The 22,138-nt window shown below is 49.9% G+C and carries 15 protein-coding genes; 1 reads left to right on the top strand and 14 read right to left on the bottom strand.

Annotated elements, in window-relative coordinates:
* Nucleotides 1-47 precede the first annotated feature (47 nt).
* From ACOZB4_RS02580 to ACOZB4_RS02645, 14 genes are all read right to left on the bottom strand, one after another.
* Complete coding sequence (locus ACOZB4_RS02580; RefSeq protein WP_213647420.1) at nt 48-920, bottom strand: carbohydrate ABC transporter permease; 873 nt, start codon at nt 918-920, stop codon at nt 48-50.
* A gap of 79 nt (nt 921-999) precedes the next feature.
* Nucleotides 1,000-1,956, bottom strand: a complete 957-nt coding sequence (locus tag ACOZB4_RS02585; RefSeq protein ID WP_379415189.1) for an ABC transporter permease — start codon at nt 1,954-1,956, stop codon at nt 1,000-1,002.
* Between the two features lie 225 nt (nt 1,957-2,181).
* The gene (locus ACOZB4_RS02590; protein ID WP_379415186.1) at nt 2,182-6,033 is read right to left on the bottom strand and encodes a family 43 glycosylhydrolase; all 3,852 of its coding nucleotides are present in this window, start codon (nt 6,031-6,033) and stop codon (nt 2,182-2,184) included.
* Between the two features lie 254 nt (nt 6,034-6,287).
* Complete coding sequence (locus ACOZB4_RS02595; protein ID WP_379415184.1) at nt 6,288-7,973, bottom strand: sensor histidine kinase; 1,686 nt, start codon at nt 7,971-7,973, stop codon at nt 6,288-6,290.
* A 164-nt stretch (nt 7,974-8,137) separates the two neighbouring features.
* On the bottom strand, nt 8,138-9,580 hold the full coding sequence (locus ACOZB4_RS02600) for a response regulator (protein ID WP_379415182.1): 1,443 nt from the start codon (nt 9,578-9,580) through the stop codon (nt 8,138-8,140).
* A gap of 106 nt (nt 9,581-9,686) precedes the next feature.
* Nucleotides 9,687-11,288, bottom strand: a complete 1,602-nt coding sequence (locus ACOZB4_RS02605; protein ID WP_422759462.1) for an extracellular solute-binding protein — start codon at nt 11,286-11,288, stop codon at nt 9,687-9,689.
* Between the two features lie 86 nt (nt 11,289-11,374).
* Nucleotides 11,375-12,271, bottom strand: coding sequence for a carbohydrate ABC transporter permease (locus ACOZB4_RS02610; protein ID WP_212968345.1), 897 nt, complete (start codon nt 12,269-12,271; stop codon nt 11,375-11,377).
* Nucleotides 12,265-13,215: an ABC transporter permease gene (locus tag ACOZB4_RS02615; protein ID WP_379415176.1), complete on the bottom strand. Its 951-nt coding sequence runs from the start codon at nt 13,213-13,215 to the stop codon at nt 12,265-12,267. The genes ACOZB4_RS02610 and ACOZB4_RS02615 overlap by 7 nt, the downstream gene beginning before the upstream one ends.
* A 406-nt stretch (nt 13,216-13,621) precedes the next feature.
* Entirely contained in the window at nt 13,622-14,863 is a 1,242-nt protein-coding gene (locus ACOZB4_RS02620; RefSeq protein ID WP_379415174.1) for a Gfo/Idh/MocA family protein, read from the bottom strand.
* Between the two features lie 76 nt (nt 14,864-14,939).
* On the bottom strand, nt 14,940-15,761 hold the full coding sequence (locus ACOZB4_RS02625) for a sugar phosphate isomerase/epimerase family protein (protein WP_379415171.1): 822 nt from the start codon (nt 15,759-15,761) through the stop codon (nt 14,940-14,942).
* A 38-nt stretch (nt 15,762-15,799) separates the two neighbouring features.
* Nucleotides 15,800-16,969, bottom strand: a complete 1,170-nt coding sequence (locus tag ACOZB4_RS02630; RefSeq protein ID WP_379415169.1) for a dihydrodipicolinate synthase family protein — start codon at nt 16,967-16,969, stop codon at nt 15,800-15,802.
* 199 nt (nt 16,970-17,168) lie between these two features.
* Nucleotides 17,169-18,320 carry a Gfo/Idh/MocA family protein gene (locus ACOZB4_RS02635; protein ID WP_379415166.1) on the bottom strand — a complete coding sequence of 384 codons (1,152 nt, stop codon included), beginning with the start codon at nt 18,318-18,320 and terminating at the stop codon, nt 17,169-17,171.
* Between the two features lie 257 nt (nt 18,321-18,577).
* Nucleotides 18,578-19,414 (bottom strand): AraC family transcriptional regulator, encoded by an 837-nt coding sequence (locus tag ACOZB4_RS02640; protein WP_422759463.1) that lies wholly within the window; start codon nt 19,412-19,414, stop codon nt 18,578-18,580.
* A gap of 481 nt (nt 19,415-19,895) precedes the next feature.
* Nucleotides 19,896-20,324 (bottom strand): MarR family winged helix-turn-helix transcriptional regulator, encoded by a 429-nt coding sequence (locus tag ACOZB4_RS02645; protein ID WP_076321391.1) that lies wholly within the window; start codon nt 20,322-20,324, stop codon nt 19,896-19,898.
* Nucleotides 20,325-20,482: 158 nt separating this feature from the next.
* Between ACOZB4_RS02645 and ACOZB4_RS02650 the strand changes: the two genes are divergently transcribed.
* A complete protein-coding gene (locus tag ACOZB4_RS02650; protein ID WP_339290035.1) occupies nt 20,483-21,793 on the top strand; it encodes an amidohydrolase family protein in 1,311 nt (436 codons plus the stop codon).
* The last annotated feature ends 345 nt before the right edge of the window (nt 21,794-22,138 follow it).

Raw genomic sequence — 22,138 nt, forward strand, 5'->3', positions numbered from 1 at the left:
ACAAGCTCCTCTCGACCCATGATCTATAATGAATGGATGTGTTTCCGCTAACCTTTAATGGAACCAAGCATAATCCCTTGAACGAAATACTTTTGCAAAAACGGATATACCACCAGCATCGGCACCACCATCACCATTACACCTACCGCCTTCAGTTTCTCGGAGATTAACTCCTGCTGCTGCATGATATCCATCGCCATCATGTTGTCCATGCTCTGAATCTGCAGCATGCTCTGGACAATGACCGTGAGATTCTGCAGTTCCGTCCGATTGATGTAAAGAATGACATTCATGAACATGTTCCAGTAACCAACGCCGTAGAATAACGTCAATGTGGCCAGCATGGGCAGAGATAAAGGCAAAATAATGCGCAAAAGCAGATGCGTCTCTCCGCAGCCATCAATCTGAGCCGATTCCGTCACTTCACTCGGAATGTTTTCAAAGAAGCTTTTCATGATTAACATGTTATAGGTACTGATCAGCCCAACGAACCATAAGGACCAATACGTGTTCGTCAAATGCAGATTGTTCATCACCAGATAAGTAGGAATCATGCCGCCGCTGAACAACATCGTAAACAGCGCGGCCGTTGTGAGCGGCTTGCGGGCATACAGATAGCGGCGGGACAAAGGATACGCCGTCAGAACCGTAGTCAGCATGCTAAGCGCCGTTCCGCCCAATGTGATGATGACGCTGTTGCCAAACGCCCGCAAGGCTGGCGTGTTCTGAAAAAAATATTTGTAAGCGGTGAAATCAAGGCCCACCGGCCAGAACAAGACTTGTCCCAGATCCACTGCCTGCCCTTCGCTTATGGACAAAGCGATCAAATGCAGGAAAGGCAGGATGCAGGTGAGTGCAATGATAATTAAAACCGTGTGAACGAAGACCGAAAAAACCCTTCCGCTAGCCGACTCTCTCAATGCAGTTCCCCTCCCTAAAAGTTTTGTGAGCCTTGCTTTCCGGATAAGCTTCGTACAAAACTCGCTTCGGAAGCATGGGCTAGAATAATCCCTGGTCGAATTTCCTGGCCAGTGCGTTAGCCGACAACAGCAGCACCAAGCCGACAATGGACTCGAATAGACCCATGGCCGTGGTCAGACTGAATTGGGCCTTCTGCAGCCCCACTTTGTACACATAGGTGCTGATGACCTCGGCTTTTTCCAGGACTGTGGGATTCTGCAAGTTGTAAACCTGATCGAACCCTACCTCCATCAAGCGACCCATGCCCAGGATCAGCAGAAGGATAATCGTAGGACGGAGGCCCGGCAGCGTAATATGCCAGATCTGTCTCAGCTTACCCGCACCGTCCAAGGCGGTGGATTCGTACAAGCTGGGATCAATGGACGAAAGGGCGGCGAGATAGATAATGGCACCGAACCCCATTTCCTTCCACATCCCGGAGCCGATAAAGATCGTAACCCAGGATTCGATGCGGTACAGAAACGGTACCGGCTCCATTCCCCATTGCTCCAGCAGCTTGTTAACGGTGCCGCCGTCGATCGAAAACAAGGTTAGAACCAGCCCTGCTACGATGACCCATGACAGAAAGTGGGGAAGATAAATAATCGTTTGAATCCAGCGCTTCAACCATCTTTTTCGAACCTCATTCAGCGCGATGGCGATAATGATCGGCGCGGGAAAACCGAAGATCAGATTCAGAATACTTAAGGAGAGGGTATTCCAGATGATCTGCAGCGTAGCGTCGGACTGAAATAAAATCTTGAAATACTTGAGTCCCACCCAAGGGCTGAACAAAATGCCATCGCGGAAATTGTAATCCTTGAAAGCGATCACAAGCCCGCCCATAGGAAAATACCGGAATATCACGTAATACAGGATCCCCGGTACGAGCATGAGGAACAGCGGAATATTCTGCCGAAACCTCTTGGTCTCGTAAAAGGCTTGTTTGGCCATCGGCACACTGTCCGTTTCGGCGGTCGCAGGTGTTGTTGGCATGTTCTAACCTTCTTTCTTGGTTAATTGCTTTTCGATGATGTTTATACTGTATCGCAGTCCCTCCGGTGCATACCTTAAGAATCTCTAGGTTTTTCTATAGATTTTTTTGTTTTTCGCGTACAGAAAAAAAAGGACGCGTATTCGCTCGCGTCCTTTTTTGGCGCTTCCCTTTCCCGTTTGCGTTAGCTTTTCATTTAGACGCCAGGGCTTGATACTTCCTTCTCATTATTGCCGGGACAACAAGAAGCGTGCGTCCCTAAGTAAATAATTTGCCGCATCGTTCGATATGTGTTTTCCTTTTTCCGCCTGCACCTCGTTAACAAAACTGTTCAAATTGCCGTTCTCCAATTTTTTCTGCAGGCTATTGGCAATTCCGGCATTATCGATCTCCTTGCTCTCGGCAAAACGCGTCACTAATGCCTTTAGCGAATGGATATTTGCTACGGTATAGAACACAACGGTTTTATTGCCTGAGTTGCCGGCTAGATCAACTGAAGACACCACAAGCTCATGCCTTCCTAGCGGCAATGAAAAGAGTGGGATCGTGGTGCCGATCGGATAGGAATACGTATCCAGCGTCACCGTCGTCTTGCTGTTGTCGACCCCTGATGCCGTATCCAGCGTAGTCACTAAAGGGGTCAAATCCTCGCTATCTTCATAGGTGCCGCCATCTCCAGGAATGACAACTTCTATAGTCGGGTCTTTCGTATCCAGCTTAAAGCTGACGGCTTTCGCCATCTCCTCATTCCCTGCTGGATCAACCGAACGATAGGTAACTGTGTAAGTGCCGTCTTGGCTGAATGTGATTGGTGCCGTATAGGTTTGCCAAGTTGTCCCGCCGTCCAGACTGTAGTCGGTTTTTGCAACGCTATCCCGTGGAGCTTTTGCTGACAAACTTACCGTCACCGGATGCGTATACCAGCCATTTTGGCCATTCGGAACTTCTGGCGAAAGAGCCGCGGATGTGATCGGCGCAGTTTTCGATCCTCCCGTAACCATGACTTTGAAATCGTCGAAGTCGATTGAAGCGTTAGCGTAGCCGTCGATGCCGAACAGCTGGCCGGTCAACTTACTGCCGCCTGTATGGCGGAAGAGGAAGTCAGTGGCCGCCGGAACAGGATCATCGTTAATATAAACGGTATAAGTCTTGGCGTCCCAGTTTGCCACCATTCTAATTTTGTACCATGTATTGTATGAAGTGTTCTTGACCGGCTTCTTGGACCCCCCATTCTGTACGATGATTTTACCCGTATCAAAAGCTGTGACCATGGAATAATTGCCGGTGCCGCTGTCATTTCTCACCATGGCACCATTGGCGTACTGAAAGCTGCTGTTTAATCTGGCACGATATTCGATGACGATGCGCTGATCCGCTTCTGCCTTGACCTCGCCTGCAAACGGCAGGAACAAATTTGCCTTGCCCGCAACAGCGGTTGTGGTCAGTCGAAGGAACTTATTCCCGTCCTCTTCTTGCACAGTGGCAGTAGTGCCATTGGTTAGAGCTTCGATGGTAATGCCGTAAGGGTACTTGCCCGTCTCATCGCCGGAGAAATCCCGGTAGGCGTTATAGGTCACGCCATCCTCGGTAAGGTTAAGTGAGCCAAGCAGGGTTACTTCCGCTTCAGCAAGGCGATGCAGCGCCTCCTCAAACTGCTCTTCACGCAGATCAGGGTCTACAGACATCTCTTCCGCATGATCCAGCTCAGCCAAGAGAGCATTATACGCATTTTGACTATAGGTTCCCAAGCCTTCGCCCAGCGGATAAGAGAAACCGACTATCCTGCTGCGCATGTTATCTACAATCTCATCAAGACCCCATCCCGGGATCACTTCTACGGAAACGGCAGCAGGAATCTTCTCGCCATTCAGTGTTAATATGACAGGCACCTGAATCGTGCCAAGTGAGTTGAAGTGTATTCCTTCCAGCTTCCAGCTGACCTCGGCGATGCTTATCTCACCCTTGTAATTGACGTCAACAACGCCGGGCAGCCTCGGTGTCACTCCGGAGGGAGTTTTTACTTGAGAAATAATCTGAGGAACCTGAGACGGATCGGGTGTTACTGTTAAGTTGAATTTTGCTTCCTTGCCGCCGTATACGGCTGTAATCACCGTATCCCCCGGCCCAGTGTCATATACCTGACCGGTGACCGTAACCTTGGCCACGTCTGGTTTGCTGCTGAAGAACGTGGCGTCAGCCGACACATCCTGGACTTCATAGGTGTTGTAGCGAGCTGTTAACTGCAGTTGCCCTGTCAGCCCGCTGGTCAGGATGTTGTTCAATCCGCTGATGGCAATGGACTGCACAGACTTAGGTTCAGCGGCAACGGTAACCGTGGCTGTGGCCGTCTTTCCGTTATATGTCGCGGTGATCGTGGCGCTGCCTGCCTTGAGTCCTTTGACCCCCATCCCATCAATATCAGCGACCTCTTTGTTGGAAGAACTGAAGGAAACTCCGCTGTCCACAGGGGAATAGGTAGTGCCTGTTACCGTATACACGGGCAAACTGCGGCTTTCACCTAACCCCAGCGTGTACCCCGGAGAATCGAATAGAATTTCCGACGCAACATCAAGCTTGAATATATCCATGCTGTCAATTTCGGCAAGGTTGGCACCCGTCGAGAAACGGATGGTATTGTTGCCTTGTTTAAGATAGACTTTCACCGTGGAGGCTCCCCAACGATTCCAGCCGGAATAGACGATGTTCAAACGGGCGCCGGAACTGCCGTTAACCGACAAGATATGTGAAGCATCCACCCCATTCGATGAGCCGTTGGCATTGCGCACAGACAGCACATAAAATCCCGCCTCTGGCACGTTGACTGTAAACTGGGCATAATCATTGGCGTTCTTGATATTGGCGATCTTCTTCTCGTCGGAAGCGGTACCTTCCCACCAAACGCCGGGGCCGGTTCCGCCGCTGGGATCTTTCACCAACAGGGCTGCTTCCGCCTCATAGCGCTGACGTGCCGGCTCCCCTGAAGGCTTGGCAATCGGTTTGTTTGGATCGACGGGCTCTCCCAGGTTTGGCGTTCCGTCTGCGTTCCAGATGAATTTCTGCGCTCGGACATTGCGGGTCCACCCTGATCCTGGCCAGCGGGCGGAATGGTAGATAATCCAGTCCTCACTGCCGTCGGGAGAAGTGGTGAGACTGTGGTGGCCCGGGCCATAAACGCCGTTGGCGCTGGAGAAAATCGGATTGTCCTGTTTTACCCAGGAGCTGGGGTTCATCAAATCATCGCCAATCTTGGCCGTGATCAGTCCGAGGCAGTAACTGTCTGTCCAGCTTCCGTTTGCGGAATAGACCAAGTTGATGGTGTTACCGCGTATATTGACTTGGGGACCTTCGTTGATCCTGCCCGGGGACGTTTCCCAATCATGGTCAGGCGTCGAAATCAATACCCGCTGCGAGCTGATGGTCCGTGGATCGCTCATTTCCGCTATATATAGGTTTTGGAAACTCCCATCCGTTTCCTCCCATCCGGACCACATGAAATAGTGTTTCTCATTTACAGTCAGCACAGTGCCGTCGATCGCCCAGCGGTCCGTGGAATCGGTTATTTTCCCTTTGAACTCCCAGGTTCCGGTCATCGGACTCTCACTGGCGTTCTCCAGCACATACATGCGGTGGTTTGCGTTGGTTCCGTTGTCAGCCGCGAAGTAAATATACCATTTGTATTTGCCATCGATATCTTTGAGATAGTGCATTTCGGGTGCCCAAACATTGGAACTGTACATTGTACCCTTAACCGGTGTCCAGGCTAGGCTCCTCTCGCCCGCTTCAATGCCGGTGATGGTCATCGATCTGCGGATCATGATGCCGCTGGCGTTGACAAAGACGTTGTAATAATAGCCGTCCGTATGCTTGTAAACCCAAGGGTCGGCCCCTGTCTGCATGATAACATTGTAGAAATCAGACACATCCTTTCCCTCCTGCCGGGATGCCAAATCCGCCTTATCTGGCGTTTGCTCTGCCGCCGCAGCCGCTCCGCTCCATTGCGGCAGCATCAGCAGCACTGCGAGACAAAGCAGCAGGTACCTGAATCTTTTCCTATCCCATAAAACCGCTTTCAACTTCATCCATCCCCCTGTCATTGATTTTTTCAGCCATGTCCTCATTCTACTTTCAGAGAAAATTTAAAAAATGTACTATCTTAAATTGTTTTGGTAACCGTTTTAGAAAAATTGTCTTGACCTTCGGATTATACTTAACCCTCTCAACGTCTGATTGTTATCGCCGGGAATTCAAAGAAAAAAAGGACACAATCCCCAATTAAGGGTTGTGTCCTGAAGAAAAACATTACATTGTAGTGTGTCCGGCTATCGACATAACCTTACTCTTCAAAAGGTTTGCGGTTGTTTAACAGCTTTGGAATCCTCACGGTCACGGTCGTCCCATGGCCGAACTGGCTTTGTATGGCGATCCCGTAACCCTCTCCAAACAATAGCCGGAGCCTGTTATGGATATTGGAAAGACCGATACTTGTAGCAGGTTGGCCATCTTGTGTAGGTTCCGGGGATGCCATGCCCAGCTTAGCCTGAAGGGAAGCCAATTGCTCCGGGTCCATTCCCTTCCCGGTATCCGTGATTTGGAAGCATACGTCCCCGTGCGCATCTATGCTCCCGGTAACTTGAAGCCGGCCCCCTTGATCCATCCGCTCAAGCCCATGATAGACCGCATTCTCCACAATGGGCTGGAGAATCATCTTGGGGGTTTGCATCTCCAGGAGTCCCTCGTCCACATCGATCTCGATGATAAATTTATTTTCATACCGGATGGCGATAATGTTCATATAAGCCTGAATACAGTCCAGCTCTTCCCTTATCCGCACAAGATCATCTTTTCTTATACTGTACCGGAATATTTTGGACATGCAAGATGCAATTTGCGCGATCTCTCTGCTTCCGTATTCCAATCCAATGCTGCTGATGCAATTGAGCGTATTATAGAGAAAATGAGGGTTGATCTGGCTTTGCAGGGCAGCAAACTCCGCCTGTTTCTGACTCAACTCAGATTCATATAATCTGGCCTGGGTATTGATCATATCGCTTGCCATCTCTTCCCTTTCATTGATTACCCGGTTAATGTCGCAGGCCAGCATGCCTACTTCATTGGTAGACCGGACTTTAATGCGGAAGCCCATGTCCCGGCTCCCCACTCTCTTCATATCCAGAACAAGTCCCATCACCGGACGCATCAGATTGTTCATAAAGAAACTGCCCATGATAAGCATGCTTAGAATCATCCCAATCCCCACGATAATGCTGACTTTCCGTATAGGGTTCATGTCTGCAGTAAGCTCTTGCACTGGAATCATACTCACAACCCGCCACCCGTCTGCCTGCTCCAAATCCTTAACCTGGACAAGAATATCTTCCCCATCGATAGTTGTTTTGACCCCTTTAAGCAGGATGCCCTTATCCATAGACAGAACTTCCCTGAATAACGCACCTCGGGCATTGGAATTGGTGGAAGCAATCACCTCATCCCGGCTATTCAGAATGTACAAGGTAGAGTTGGGCGTTAATTCCGTATTTTCCACAAGCCCCTGCATTTTGTCCATATTGACCAAAACGGTACAGTAACCCGTAATTTGGGAGAAATGGATTCCCCCGATGGCCTCCACAATCGGCGCTATATAAAAGAACTGTTCCGTTCCTGTTCTGTCGTCTTTTAGAATCGAGGTGAACATCCCCTTGTCCCGCAGCGAAGGATCTTCCTTATACTTCTGGATAAAGGTATCGTAACGATTGAGAAAAAAAATATCTCCGCTTGCTGATGCCAAACTGTAAAGCCGTCTTCCCCGAATATCATTAATTACAATTCCGTCCACGTACGAATTAAAGGATCTCATATATTCCATGAGATCCAATGCATTTGGACCGCTATTAAACGCCCTTTTGTAATCATCATCCACTACAGAAAATTCCTGAACCCGTCTGCTATTGACCGCAATGCTGGTGCTGACCCTGATATCACTAAATGCAGAATCAATTTTGCGGCGTGTTTGTTCTATCATCTGGTTACTGTAATGGGCGGCTCTCTTCTGGGTTAAATTAGAGAAACTATAATAATAATAAAATTCCATGACAGTAAATATGATGATTGAGAAAAAAAAGATAAGCCATATCTGATGCTTCAATTTCAGTTTACTGATCTTCATGGCCCGCCGCTCCGTTCATATCAACTTTTTCTGAATTTGGTGGGGGTCATCCCGCAATGCTTCTTGAACACTTTATTGAAATAATAATAATCGACATACCCGGCCTTAATGGCCACTTCTTCAATGGATAGATCCGTCCGCTTCAGGAGCTCACGGGCTTTCTTGATTCTCAGCTCCGACACATATTCAGAGAAGGTTTTGCCCAGATTTTTTCTGAATAATTGACAGCAATACACCTGGTTAATGAAAAATTGGGCAGATAAATCCTTCAAATACAATTTCTGCTCAAAATGATGGTTGATATAATTTATCATCCTGTTGAAGCAGGACTGGATGTCCCCTACCTGCAAAGAGCGGCTGTTTCCTATCCTGATGGAGTCGAGAACCTCATGTAAAAAGCTGCATAGCGACTCAAAGTGTTCAAATCGTTCCTTGATCTCGGAATAATTCAGGAATTCCAGTTCCATATCCTTCAATTCCTCAGAATATGCTTTTATAAGGATCCCGACGGCTTGATTCCACAGGTAGACAACCTCAGACATGCCCAGATGATGATCCCTGAAATATGCCTGCAGCCCTTTAATGTACGCTTCCACATCGTCAAATTGATTTCCTTGAAGGATGTGGTGGATTTCATCGATACATGGCTTCACCAGATGAAGCTTCGGCTCGTAGTGAACGACGCCCCCAGCTTCTTCAAGAAAAACCTGGGAAGCGGACAGGTCCGCTTCTTTTATGAGCTTGCTCATATGCTTTCGTTGATTAGAGATGCTGCTGACGCCCATAACATGGATGCCCGTCTTATTCAGAACCCACATATCCGAATGTCCTTCCAGACAATCCCTATGCTCCGTCATCAGGACAACTAGCATTTTTCGGGCTCCAGCTTCAACTTCCACAACATGAACAGGCTTTCCCTCCAAAGAAAGCAGGTTCCTAATATTTTTATTTTCTCCCCTGAAATAGATGGTCAACACCTGATAATAGTACACAGCTGCATCATCGGGAAGCGGTAGGAAGCTCTTTATCTCGTCCTCATTCGCCGAGGTCAGCGCATCCAGAAGGAGTTGGTTACGTGCTGTGCTTCTTCGGGAGAAGTGCATGGCCAGCTTCGCGATGAAGGGGTCAGCCTTATCGATATCCAAGGGTTTCAGGAAATAATCCAGCGCCCCATAGCGCAGCGCTTCCTGGGCATATTCAAATTCCGCATATCCGCTTACGATGACAAACTCAATGTCCAGCCCTTCTACTTTGGCTCTCTTCATCAGATCCAGTCCGGATATCTCAGGCATACGGATATCCGTAAATACCAAATCGGGTTCATTCGCTTTTATGGCATCCCATGCCGTGTAAGCGCTTTTAAATTGTCCGATAATTTCAAATCCATATTTATCCCAATCGAAGGCGTTGCGGATTCCTTTAATTGCCCACGGCTCATCATCTACAATCATGACCTTGTACATGGGTATCCTCCTGAACATATGGATTCCCCCGAATAATAGCAAAATTATTCGGGAACAGCAACGAAATAAGGATAAACCACAGACTGGTTTATCCTTATGCCATGGATTACTTGCTCTGTGCTTTGATATCTCTATAATTATTTATATTCTCATCCTGAACAGCCTGACCGCCGGCGTCCATATATTCTTTCACCAGCTTCTCGTACAAGGCGTCGAACTCTGCCGGCTTGGCAACGACCAGCCTGTCACTCATCTGCTTGTTCAAGTCACCCAACGTTTTGCCGTACTTGATACTAGCTTCGTTCGAGACGCCGTAATAGAAGCCTGTATAACCATCCGTCGTATTGATTTTGTATGAATCGACAGCCAGTTTTTCATAGCTCTGATCTCCGGCTGCTAAGGCTGCTGCGTATGTTCGGACATTCTTTTCGGTATCGCCCAGCTCTGCACCGTTTACAATTAGTGTATAATCCATATTCAGATTGCTCGTCTGCATATTTTCGCCGGTTTGCGCAATCCCTTGCGGGATGCCGTTTACAAGCTTATGGTTGACGCCTTCTTCACCAAACTGAAGGAAGAACAACACCTCCGGATCAGCCATCCAGTTCAGATACTTTATGGCCAGCTCCGCATTCTTGCTGCTTTTCGGGATGAATGAGAAAATCCCGTTTTCATTGTATATCTCTTTCAGGTATTTCCCCTCGTCGTTTTTGAAGGTATCTACAGCAACATAGTTGGCATCAGGTGCATTTTGCTTCAGTGGTTCACGAATTTTTTGTGAAAGTGGATAATCCCAGTTGGCAGCGTAGAAGCCTACCTTGCCATTGGTCACATCGGCATCCGCTTGTTTGGTTGTTTTATCCAGCGCAAAGTCGGGGCTGATCAGCTTTTCATTGTACAGTTTGTTCAGCCATTTATAAGCATCCTTAGTGCCGGGCTTCAGCCAATTGGTGGTGGTAACGAATTCCTCCTCCGACATCGGACCCCAGAACGAAGGAATCAGGTTGCCAAAGGTGTAGTTCATGCCGGAAGCCGCTGTTGCCCACGGAATGACACCATCCACATTACCCGGGTTCTTGTCACGGAAAGCAACGAGGGTATTATATAATTCATCCCGATTCGTTGGAGCAGGCATTCCCAGCTTATCCAGCCAATCCTTGCGAATAAACATGCCGTTCCAAGCAATCAGAGTCCGCTTACCTGGGATCGAGATTTGTTTGCCCTCATATTTCCCGTAGGAAAGAACTTTCTCGCCCAGATAAGACTTTAATTGCTGGCCGTGCTTCTCCAACAATTCATCCAGTGTATAGAGGCCACCGCTTTTTGCGAAACGGGTTACGGTATTCCCGTCATAGGTGAAGGAAATATCAGGAGCTTCGTTGGCAGCCATCAACACATTCAGCTTGTCGACTTCTTGGGAACGGGGGACAGGAACAAATTTTACAATGGCGTTATTAGGCTTCCCGAATTTTTCGTTGACATATTTGGTCCACGTGTTGTTGTTCAAGTCCGGTTGTCCCTGAATACCTCTGTCAAACACTTCCACTGTCAAGGTTACTGGGGAACCGGAACCCGTTTCCGATGCGTTGGACCCTTTTGATACCGTCTCCCCATTGTTATGGCCTGCGCCACCACAGCCTGCCATTCCTACGGCTAGAAGCACTGTGCTAAATAGAATTGCTGCTTTCTTCTTTATGCCCTTATACACTTTAACCACCCTTTCGTTCTTGTGATTGATTCTCTTAAATCATCCGCGAGGCCGGGATCCCCCCTTCATCATAATCTGTTTCCCCATCAACCCTTGATAGCCCCAGTCATCACACCATCCACGAAATACTTCTGCAGTTTAGGATAGATCAGCAAAATCGGAATCGTTGTAAACATGACACTGGCCGCTTTCAAAGATTCAGGGACAATATAGGAGCCGACACTTCCTTCTCCTCCTTGTTGGCTATCCAACTGCTGATTGGCCGATATGATCTGGTATAGCTTCATCTGCATAGGGTACAGCTCTTTTTTCGTAATGTAGAACAGCGCATCCTGGAATCCATTCCATCTGTCCACCGCATAGAAAAGGCTTAATGTGGCGATCGATGGCAACGAAAGGGGGAGCACAATCTTGATGAGAATGCCCAGATCCGAACACCCGTCAATGGCTGCTGATTCCTCCAGGCTCTCCGGAAGATTGCTGAAGAAGGTTTTCAGGATGATCAGATTAAACACGCTCATGGCACCCGGCAAAACCAGGCTCCAAACCGAATTCATCATGCCCAGGTTTTTAACCAGAATATAGGAGGGAATTAAACCGCCGCTGAAATACATGGTGAAGACCAACGCCGTCAAAATAAAGTTTCTTCCCTTCAGCCGCTTCTTCGTTAACGGATACGCTGCACATATGGTCAGGAACATGCATACCAAAGTGTAAAATATCGTAAGCACAATACTGTATCCAAGCGTATAGAGCATATCCATATCGCTCAATATGGTTTTGTACGTTTCTGCTGTGAAGTCTACTGGCCACAGTCCGACCTTTTGAGAAATAATCGCTTCGTTGGAACTGAAAGAAAGCGCAATCATGTACAGAAACGGTACGATACATGTGAAGGACAATGCCACGATAAATACAATGATGGCAATATCCGCTACAGTCATTTTTTTCATCTTGCCCCTATTGCTCGCCACCCTCACCATATCCCATCCTCGCCTAATTTTTTCGCAACAAAGTTTGCAGATAACAGCAGGATCAGGCCGACCACGGATTGGAACAATCCTACCGCCGTTGCCTGAGAGAAATCACCCGAACTAATACCAACTCTATACACGAAAGTACTGATAACATCAGAGTAATCGCTAACCAGTGAATTCCCCATCACAAAGGGACGGTCAAATCCGATAGAAACCATTCTGCCTATTTGAAGAATCAACAAAATATTGATGGTTGACTTAATGCCAGGCAGTGTAATATGCCACATTTTGCGAAGCCTGCTGCAGCCATCAATATCGGAGGCCTCATACAACTCCCTATTGATTCCGGTAATGGCCGCCAAATAAATGATGGTGCCCCATCCGATATTTTGCCATACGCCAACGGTAATATAAGTAATCAACCAAGGTGTTTTCTGCGACAGAAACTCGATTCTTTCAAAACCAAAGCCCGACAGGAAATTATTGATCATGCCGCCGTTAGAAAACATCAGATAGACCATACCGCCAATGATAACCCAGGACAAAAAGTGGGGCAGATACAACACGGTCTGGGTCATTTTCTTGAATTTTGCTTGTCTTACTTCATTGAGCAAAATCGCCAGAAGAATGGGCGCTGGAAAACCAGCGATCAAGTCCAGAACATTCAGGACCAGCGTATTCTTCAATGCACGGTAGAAGCTGTCCTGCTCAAAAATAAACCGGAACACATCCAGTCCTACCCATTCGCTCCCTCTAATTCCTTCAAAAATGTTGTAATCTTGGAATGCCATCACAAGGCCATAGATGGGTGCATACTTGAAAATCAGGATATACGCCATAGGCAGCAGCAAAAGAAAATATAACAGACCGTCTCTTCTGATATAGTACAGAAAGTTATTTTTCCTTTTTGTTGCGCCGTACTTTCGGGAGCTGTCTAAAACCGCTTTCATTTTTCCCATCCCTCCGACTGTAATAAGGAGCTCTCATGTTTATCATTTTACCTTCAGGATTAAATAAAAAAATGTACTCCCTTAAATCAATTTGGTAATAACTTAAAAAGGTAGTTGTATGTAAACTGTAGAGTGAGGAACTAGTCAGGTAAACAAAATAAAGAACCAGAGACCATTTGGTCCTGATTCATTTAAATAGGCAGCTTGCCTTCAAAAATACATAAAATGAATTTTTAATACATGTAACATTGTCGGCTTCCCCTTGCAACAAGAAACCCCATCTTTCACTGTTTTGGAATCCAAAAAAACAGTGAAAAGTGGAGTTGCCTCGGAAAAATATTGATATATGGTTTATCTTTAGATTAAACCTCGACATTGTAAAAAGAAGAGCCCTGAAGGAACGCCTCTAATAGGTCGGTCTTTCGTTATTTGTGCACATAGTGGCAGGCAGCTCGAATCGGCTGTAGCCCTCCATCCGGAACGGCCGGGTCGGCGTCGCCCAAGGAAGCCGATATTCACTGTACAGTTGCCGCTTCGCTGCCGCGTCTCTCATCTTCTCGGACAAGCTGGGCAGCAAGCGTACCGTGGAATCTCCATCCTCCCGCTCGGTCACGAATCGGCCGGGAATGGCACGAACGGCACGAGCCGACTCATAGGCGCCGTTGGATACCAGCACGAAGCTTCGGCTTGCCTTGAGCGGCGAGAAGAGTGGTTTCCCTGGGGTTTCAATCGCTTCCATCAGGTTCAGATACATGCTGCACATCAAATCGGTCGGACCAAACGCCAAATCCTCTTCGGCGTCCTGTGCGCGAATTGTCAGCTTGTTCTGGTAATTCCAATGCGCTTCCCCTCGCGTTCCGTGCACGGCAATCGAAGGCACTTCGCTTACTTCGTGACAAAGCATGGCGTAAAAATGAACGCTCACACCGTTAGCCATAACGGCGCGAATACAGGAGACATCGTCCCCCTCGATGTCATTGACGTGGTAAAGCTCGGCCTGCACCGATTCCGGGTACAAGTCTGCGGCGCCTCCTCCGGCCGCCAGCAAGCTATGGTGCAGCAAGTGGGCGAACGGATTGTTGAACGTCCCGTCCAGCACATGCTGGCCGTCGCTGACCAGTTTGCCGGCCCAGCGGGTTCGATCGTAGTAAGAGCGAAGCCGTTTCCACATGCCAATGCCGACCACATGCTCCACCTGCCCGAGCACACCGGAGCCGATCCTTTCCAGCAGCGCTCGGAACGCCTGGCCAGACGTATTCTGGAAGTTCACCTGGCACAAGCGCCCGGTCTCCATCTGCACCGCGATCATCTCGTCCAAGTCCTGGATCGTTACCGCCGGGGGCTTCTCCACCAGCACGTGAAAGCCCATCCGCATCACCTGGATGCACATCGGCTTGTGGGTGGGGATCGGCGTGACGATTACGACGAAATCGATATCTGGATGCAGCGTGAGCATCTGCACGTAGTCCATATAATGGACGGCCCCAAGCGCGGTCAACTTGCCGTAAGACTCCTGATGAGCGCCGACATTCGGCTCCGCAAAAGCAGCAACCTGCAGGCTACCCTCTTCGACCAGCTTCTGCATGATATTCACATGTTCAGCGCCGAATCCCCCGATCCCGATCAGCGCGGTGCGACAAATCTTCACATTCCTTCCCTCCAAAGCTATGCCTTGACGAGCCGGGAACGATTCTCCCAGCCCGCCAAAGCTGCAAATTTATAATTCATACATGCTGCAAATAACGTTCCTTGATGAGCGTGAGCGCCTCGTCTCCCGGCATATCCCATACCTGCCGGTTGAAGATTTCCACCTCGATCGCCCCCACGTAACTAGCCGCTTCAACGGCATGACGCATCCGGCGCAACTCGATAACGCCGTCCCCAATCATCCCTCTGCCCATCAGCAGGTCGGGTACCGGCACGATCCAATCGGAGACGTGGAAGCCGAGTATACGCCCCTTGGCCCGCTCAATTTGCACGTACAGCTCGGGGTCCCACCAGACGTGGAACGCATCGACGACGACGCCGACGTCTTGCGGGTCGTGCTGCTCCGCGAGCGTGTTGGCTTGCGCCAGCGTATTGATGACGGAGCGTTCAGCGGCGTACATCGGGTGCAAAGGCTCGATGCCGAGCTTGACTCCGTGCGAGCGGGCGAACGGTACAAGTTCCGCGATCGCTTCTTCGACCGTCTTGCGGGCGAAATCGATATCCCGGTCTGGCGCCGGTCCGCAAACGAGCACGAGCACATCGGTGCCGAGCTCGGCCGCTTCCTCGACAGCGCGGCGATTGTCGTCCATCCGCTCTTTGCGCGCAGGCGCGGTGGCCGCCGGAAAATAACCCCCACGGCACAGGCTGGAGACGCGCAGGCCCGCGTCCCGCACAAGCCGCTTGCTCTCGGCCAGGCCGGTCTCGGCCACTTTATGCCGCCACAGCGCGATCCAAGGCACTTCGGCGCGAACGCATGCTTCCACGGCCTCACGCATATTCAGCCGATCGGTCGTAATCTGGTTCAAGCTGAGTCTGTCTATGGAATGAAGCGGTTCCATACTGATCCCTCCCGGATTTCAAACATCTCTATAAATGATTACGGCCGAATACCCGCCAGCGCCAAGACAGGCTTCATCCGTTCGGCGGCAAGCTCCGGATCGGCCAATAGCCCGGCCCTGTCGGCAAGCACGAACAGCTCGGCCAAATGGACGATCGAGCGCGATCCCTCCGCTCCCCCGATCATGCGGAAATGCGGTTGGCGGCCGTTCAAGTAGGCCATGAACACAATTCCCGTCTTGTAGGCGTACGTCGGCTTCTGGAAAATATGACGCGACAAGGCAACGGTAGGCTCCATAATCGCCTCATAACTGACCAGATCGCCTGCGTCTAGCGCATGAAGCGCCTGGGCGGCGGCCGGCGCGATCGCGTCGAATATGCCGAGCAGCGCATGGCTGTAGCCCTGCCCATCACCCTTGATCAGTTCCGGGTAGTTGAAGTCGTCGCCGGTGTACATCTTGACGCCTTCCGGCAGCAGCCGGCGCATCTTGATTTCTTTACCGGCATCGAGCAGCGAGATTTTAATCCCGTCGACCTTGTCCGCGTTTGCCCGAATGACGCGCAAACAAACGTCCATCGCCTCGTCCAGATCGTCCTTGCATCCCCAATAGCCGGCCAGAGCGGGATCGAACATGTCGCCAAGCCAATGCAGAATGACCGGCTGTTTCACCTGTCCCAAAATGCGCCCATACACCCGCTCGTAATCCTCGGGCCCTTTCGCGCAGGCGACAAGCGCGCGGCTCGCCATCAGAATGACTTGACCGCCCTCGCCTTCGATGAAGCCGACTTGCTCTTCGTAGGCGGCTTCCACGTCGGCGATCGTGACCGACGGTCCCGGAAACAGATGGTCGGTTCCTGCGCCACAGGCGATTTTGCCGCCGACCGAGCGCGCTTCCGCGATCGAAGCGCGGATAAGCTCCTTCGAGCGGTTCCAATCGAGGCCCATCCCGCGCTGCGCGGTATCCATCGCTTCCGCCACGGCCAGACCGAGCGACCACAAATGGTGCCGGTAGGCGAGCGTCGAGTTCCAATCAATCTGCGAATGATGCAGCGGATCTGCGTCCGCAAACGGATCGCAGACGACATGGGCGGCCGAGAAGGCGATGCGGCCCGTAAACGGCTTGGCCGGCACGGAGAACGATCCTGCTTTGCCCGGAGTATATTCATACAACGCTCCCCCTGCGCGGGGGAGGAGCAACGATTTGGCCATCTGTATTCCCCTCCTTAAGAGGTAATTAAAAAATCGGCTTTTGATCACGAAGTATAGCTATGAAGCTTACTCGACGTCGTATCTTGAATTCAGCCGGGCCTTCCGCTACTCACGTAGGCTCACCTACGCTGCGTTGCTCAGTCCCTAGCTTCATCCAACCTTCTCGGTGCTGAAAAGCCGATTTTTTTAGTATTTATTTTTACAGGCTCAGCTTCGGCACGTCGATCCAGCGGCGTTCCTGCCACGACTGCAAGCTGAGATCGGCAAGCTGGGTGCCCTTCGCACCTTCGAGCAAATCCCACGGGAACGGCGTGCCGATGACGACATGCTTCAAGAACATTTCCCATTGCACCTTGAACGCGTTGTCGAACGACGTGTTGTCCGGAACCTGCACCCATTGGTCGCGGAACTGGAACGGATTCGGAATGTCCGGATTCCATACAGGCTTCGGCGTGTTGACCCGATGCTGCGTCTTGCAGTCCCGCAAACCCGCCACGGCGCTGCCTTCGGTGCCGTCGACCGTAACCGTGAGCAGATCGTCGCGGTCTACGCGCACCGCCCAGGACGAGTTGGCCTGCACGATAATGCCGCCTTCCAGCTCAAATATGGCGTACGCCGCATCGTCCGCCGTACAATCGTACGGAACGCCCTGCTCATCCAGACGTTTCGGAATATGTGTAGCGGCAAGACAGGAAACAGCCTTCACTTCCCCGAACAAATTCTCGAGAACATAGCGCCAGTGTGCAAACATGTCGACGATAATGCCGCCGCCGTCTTCCTTGCGGTAGTTCCACGATGGCCGCTGACCCTGCTGCCAGTCGCCCTCGAACACCCAATAGCCGAACTCCATCCGCACGGACAGGATACGCCCGAAGAAGCCAGAGTCGTTTAAGCGTTTCAGCTTGAGCAATCCTGGCAAAAACAGCTTGTCTTGCACGACGCCGTTTCTCACCCCGGCCTCAGCGGCGATGCGGGCCAGTTCAAGCGCCCCTTCGAGATCGACGGCCGTCGGCTTCTCGCAATAAATATGCTTTCCCGCGGCGATCGCCTGCTTGATGCTTTCGGCGCGGCGCACCGTCGTCTGGCTGTCGAAATAAATTTCATTGTACGGATCGGCGAGGCATGCTTCAAGATCGGTACTCCAACGTTCGACGCCGTGGGCGGCGGCCAGCGCCTGCAGCTTGCTCTCCTGCCGGCCGACCAGAATCGGGTCGGGCATGATGACGTCTCCGTCCGGTAGAGCGACGCCCCCTTGCTTGCGAATCGCAAGAATCGAACGGATCAAGTGCTGGTTGGTTCCCATCCGTCCGGTAACGCCGTTCATAATAATGCCGATGTTGCGAACTGCCACATTCATCGCTCCCTTCGCTTCGTATAACCGTATTGTAGTCGATGCGAAACCGCTTTTCTTACGATTACAGGAACACGATTCTCAATTTTGGAAGCGAATTGTTCAAGCAAAAAACAATACCCCCGCCGGCGCTTATCCGATGGGGGATGAAGGGGAAAATATGTTTCAATCAATCGGCCGGTCGTCCTTTGATCGTTATCTTGTTCGTTTGATCGCACATTGTGCACTCGCTGTCCATTTGACGGAAGGATCCCTGCCTACTCAGCTTGCGCTGGCGCGTTCAGCTCCCGGTACGTTTTTGGCGACAGCTTGGCGACCGCTTTGAACGACCGGTAAAACGTAGACACGGAATCGTAGCCGACCTCGAAGCAGATCGAAATAATGTCTTTTCCCGTTTCCACCAGCAACTTCTGTGCGACGCGGATGCGTACCTCGGTCAAATATTGCATCGGTGTCATGTTGTACCGTTCCTTGAAGATGTTGTTCACGTGCCGCGTGCTGATGTCCAGCTTGGAGGCGATGTCCCCCGCGGTCAGCGGATCAAAATACTTCGAATCGATATAGCTGCGAATTTTCTCGGCACGCAGCTTGTTGGAGCTGGAGCCCGCTCCGGCGGCCTCCGTTCCGGCCGAGCGAACCAGCAAGAGCAGCAGCTGAGACAGCTGGACTTTGAGCGAAAGCCGGACGAGCGGCGACAGCTCCCTGGACTGCTCAAACAGCATTTTCCTCAGCAGCTGACGCAGTTCGCTCGCAGCAAACAATCCCGGCTTCATCAGACAGGAAGCCGGGAAATAGGCGTGGAGCAGTTGCGCCCTCATATCCGGATCGAGCACCACCTCATCAAACGCCAACACTAGCAAGGTCAGCCTGGAGTCAGACATGACCGAGTGGACGGAATACGGCACGATCAGCGCCGTATTGTCGACCGCCAGCTTCCGTACTTCCCCCCCCAGCCGGATAGCTCCTTCGCCCTCCAGCACAAACAGCAGCTGGTGCGTCTGGTGATAGTGCTCGGACACAAGATGTCCGCCCGTATGCTTCTGCTCGTATAAATCTATCGCATTCCTGGACAAGTCAATCCTTTTAATCGTCACGGTGAAGCCTCCGGTTTTTTGAAGCGTTTCATTTATAGCCATTTTAGCGCGATCGGCGGCTTCTATACAACATTTTAGAATAAGCGCAGCCCGGACACCGCAAGTCCCCCCCAGTTGCAGCTTTATTGCGGTCTTCAGGTCCATCTATCCATGCTGTTCGCTCCTTTTTTCGCGGCAAAAGAATAAAGGGCGGTCATTAACGTCACATTCCTGCCTGTTAGCTTAATGAAACTGCATGGAAACATAGTTAGATATACTTATCTAATCGGTAATCGGTAGGCTCATGTTCTTGTCCTCGACTCGGGATAAGAACTTGTACCGATAAAACAAAAAAGCCGCTAAACTAGCGACTTCCAATGGGATAATATTCTTGTCCCTCGACCCCCCTTGGCTTCTATATGTTTTTCCTCGTCGTAAGCGTATAAAATTGGGACAAGCATATTTTGAAAATGTCTCCATAACTTCATTGGAATCATCTTCTTTATATGCGCTCATTGATTTTGATCAACAATTTCTTTAAGACTTGTTTCTCCTCATCGGTAAGGACTTGAACGATTTCTTCCTCCACCTTTTGGAATGAGTCTTGAAAGTCTTCAATCAGTTCAATCGCTTTTGGCAATACATATATATTTTTTTGCCGTTCATTATTGGCCGGGATTTTGCGCTCGATGAACCCTTTTTGCTCTAGACCTTGAAGCATGCTTGTAATGCTGGCCCCACGCAGATGAAACCGATCTGCAAGGTCCTTTTGAATAATATGATTATGTTGGTTCTCGTAAATATAGTCGATTACTTTTCCTTGTTGAGCGTTTAACCCCAGTTCTTTTATACTCTCATCCGCTCTTTTCTTTAACTTAAGACCGATAATCTGAAACAAATCCAGATAAGGCGTATCCTTTCGGGATTGCATGATCGTCCCCCCTTGTGATTGTTAGGAAACTAATTGTAAGCAACTAAACTATACAATGATCCTATAGGCTTGTCAAACAAATATTAGTTTATTGACAGTTAGTTATCTAACAGTTATACTCCGAATTGTTGAACGACAAACACTTGGGAGGAATTCAAATGGAGAAGATAACTCAAAATGCTGCGTTAGAACAAGTTATGGCGATTACAAATGTACGTATCTTTGATGGAGATCAAATTATTGCACCCAGACATGTTGTCATTAAAGGGGAATCCATTATTTCAGTGGGCGGAGACCTTCCGGCAGATGCAACGATTATCGATGGAGAAAATGGGACTCTAATGCCTGGTCTGATTGATGCACATGTCCACACCTCAATCGGCGGATTACGAGATGCCTTAAAATTCGGGGTTACAACAGAACTCGAAATGAACGGCGATTTTACTAAAAGAGGGCGCGAGATTCAGTTGAAAAATGTAAATGACGTCGCTGACGTCCGTTCTGCCGGCACAGCGATCAGCGCTCCGGGTGGACACCCAGATGAGTTACTGCCCGATGGAGATGAAATACCGGAATTCGTATTGAAGGAGCTAGAGAAGTTATCCGAGGAAGACCGTGAAGCGATGTTGGCCGCATACGCTCACGATCACGAAGAAATCCCGCAAGTGACGACGGTGGAAGAAGCGATTAAGCATGTGCATACCCAGGTGGAGAATGGAGCCGACTATATTAAGGTCATGATTGAAGAAGGAACGGTCATGGGGGCACCTGGCCTGCCTGTACTAAGCGACGAGATTTTAAAAGCAGCCGTGAAAGAAGCCCACAAGTTGGATAAGCTGGTCATTGCTCACGTCTTGACGGCTCTTTCATCGCAAGAAGCTATCGATTTTGGAGTCGACGGTTTAGGCCATTTGTTTATCGACAGACCCGAGTACACATCCGACTTAGTGAAGTCCATAGCGGGTTCAGGCGCTTTTGTTATACCGTGCTTGGTGTTGAATTCATCGATTATTGGAAATCCGGCATCGGAATTGGCGAATGATCCACGTGTTCATTCCAAATTAAGTCCGGACTGGATCGATATTTTGAACTCAAGCTTCAATACGTTTCCGCAAGGTAATATGGAAAATAGCTTTCAGAATGTGATGGATCTTCACCGTGCGGGAGTTGATATTCTGGTAGGGACGGATGTCGCGCCGGTTCCCGTTCCGAACCTTGGCGGTCTTGCTCATGGGGCCAGTGTCCACCACGAAATGCAACTGCTGGTGAAGGCCGGGTTCACTCCGATCGAAGCTCTTCAGTCGGCTACTATCAAACCGGCCCGTTGCTTTGGTCTTCACGATCGCGGCCGTATTACCGAAGGTGCGCGCGCTGATCTTATTCTTGTAAACGGTGATCCGACCACTAATATTTCGGATACCTTGTCGATCAAATCTGTATGGTTCAATGGTTCGCAGCAGCTAGGTTAATCAGATGCGATATCCCTGTATAAGGAAAGCTAAAACTCCATGCCAAAGCATGGAGTTTTAGTTGATTTTAATTGATTATTTTAAGTCGATGCTCATTGCTCATCGCAGGGAGCGGTTTGCACTTTGCCGCCCCCCTTCTCGTTGAACCGAATGCATTTCGGGAGGAGGCGAACGGCCCGGCAACAATTCCTTCATCCTATTCTCCCCCCCTTCTAGTCTTATATTTCGCACTGGTAGTATCAGTATGGTAGAGTATTGATGGAATCTATTCGATTGAATCAACCATGAAAAATAAGCCCGCCGCTCTTTGCAAGCGGCGGGCTTCCTGCTCATCTAAAGCATGCG

Origin of the sequence: Paenibacillus sp. NPDC058898 (genome assembly GCF_049316025.1) — a bacterium.
GTDB lineage: Bacteria > Bacillota > Bacilli > Paenibacillales > Paenibacillaceae > Paenibacillus_AQ.

Coding starts and splice junctions, on each gene's coding strand:
- ACOZB4_RS02595 (WP_379415184.1), bottom strand. CDS start 7,973: ATGATAGAACAAACACGCCGCAAAATTGATTCTGCATTTAGTGATATC.
- ACOZB4_RS02625 (WP_379415171.1), bottom strand. CDS start 15,761: ATGGAACCGCTTCATTCCATAGACAGACTCAGCTTGAACCAGATTACG.
- ACOZB4_RS02585 (WP_379415189.1), bottom strand. CDS start 1,956: ATGCCAACAACACCTGCGACCGCCGAAACGGACAGTGTGCCGATGGCC.
- ACOZB4_RS02630 (WP_379415169.1), bottom strand. CDS start 16,969: ATGGCCAAATCGTTGCTCCTCCCCCGCGCAGGGGGAGCGTTGTATGAA.
- ACOZB4_RS02600 (WP_379415182.1), bottom strand. CDS start 9,580: ATGTACAAGGTCATGATTGTAGATGATGAGCCGTGGGCAATTAAAGGA.
- ACOZB4_RS02615 (WP_379415176.1), bottom strand. CDS start 13,215: ATGAAAGCGGTTTTAGACAGCTCCCGAAAGTACGGCGCAACAAAAAGG.
- ACOZB4_RS02610 (WP_212968345.1), bottom strand. CDS start 12,271: ATGGTGAGGGTGGCGAGCAATAGGGGCAAGATGAAAAAAATGACTGTA.
- ACOZB4_RS02645 (WP_076321391.1), bottom strand. CDS start 20,324: ATGCAATCCCGAAAGGATACGCCTTATCTGGATTTGTTTCAGATTATC.
- ACOZB4_RS02590 (WP_379415186.1), bottom strand. CDS start 6,033: ATGAAGTTGAAAGCGGTTTTATGGGATAGGAAAAGATTCAGGTACCTG.
- ACOZB4_RS02650 (WP_339290035.1), top strand. CDS start 20,483: ATGGAGAAGATAACTCAAAATGCTGCGTTAGAACAAGTTATGGCGATT.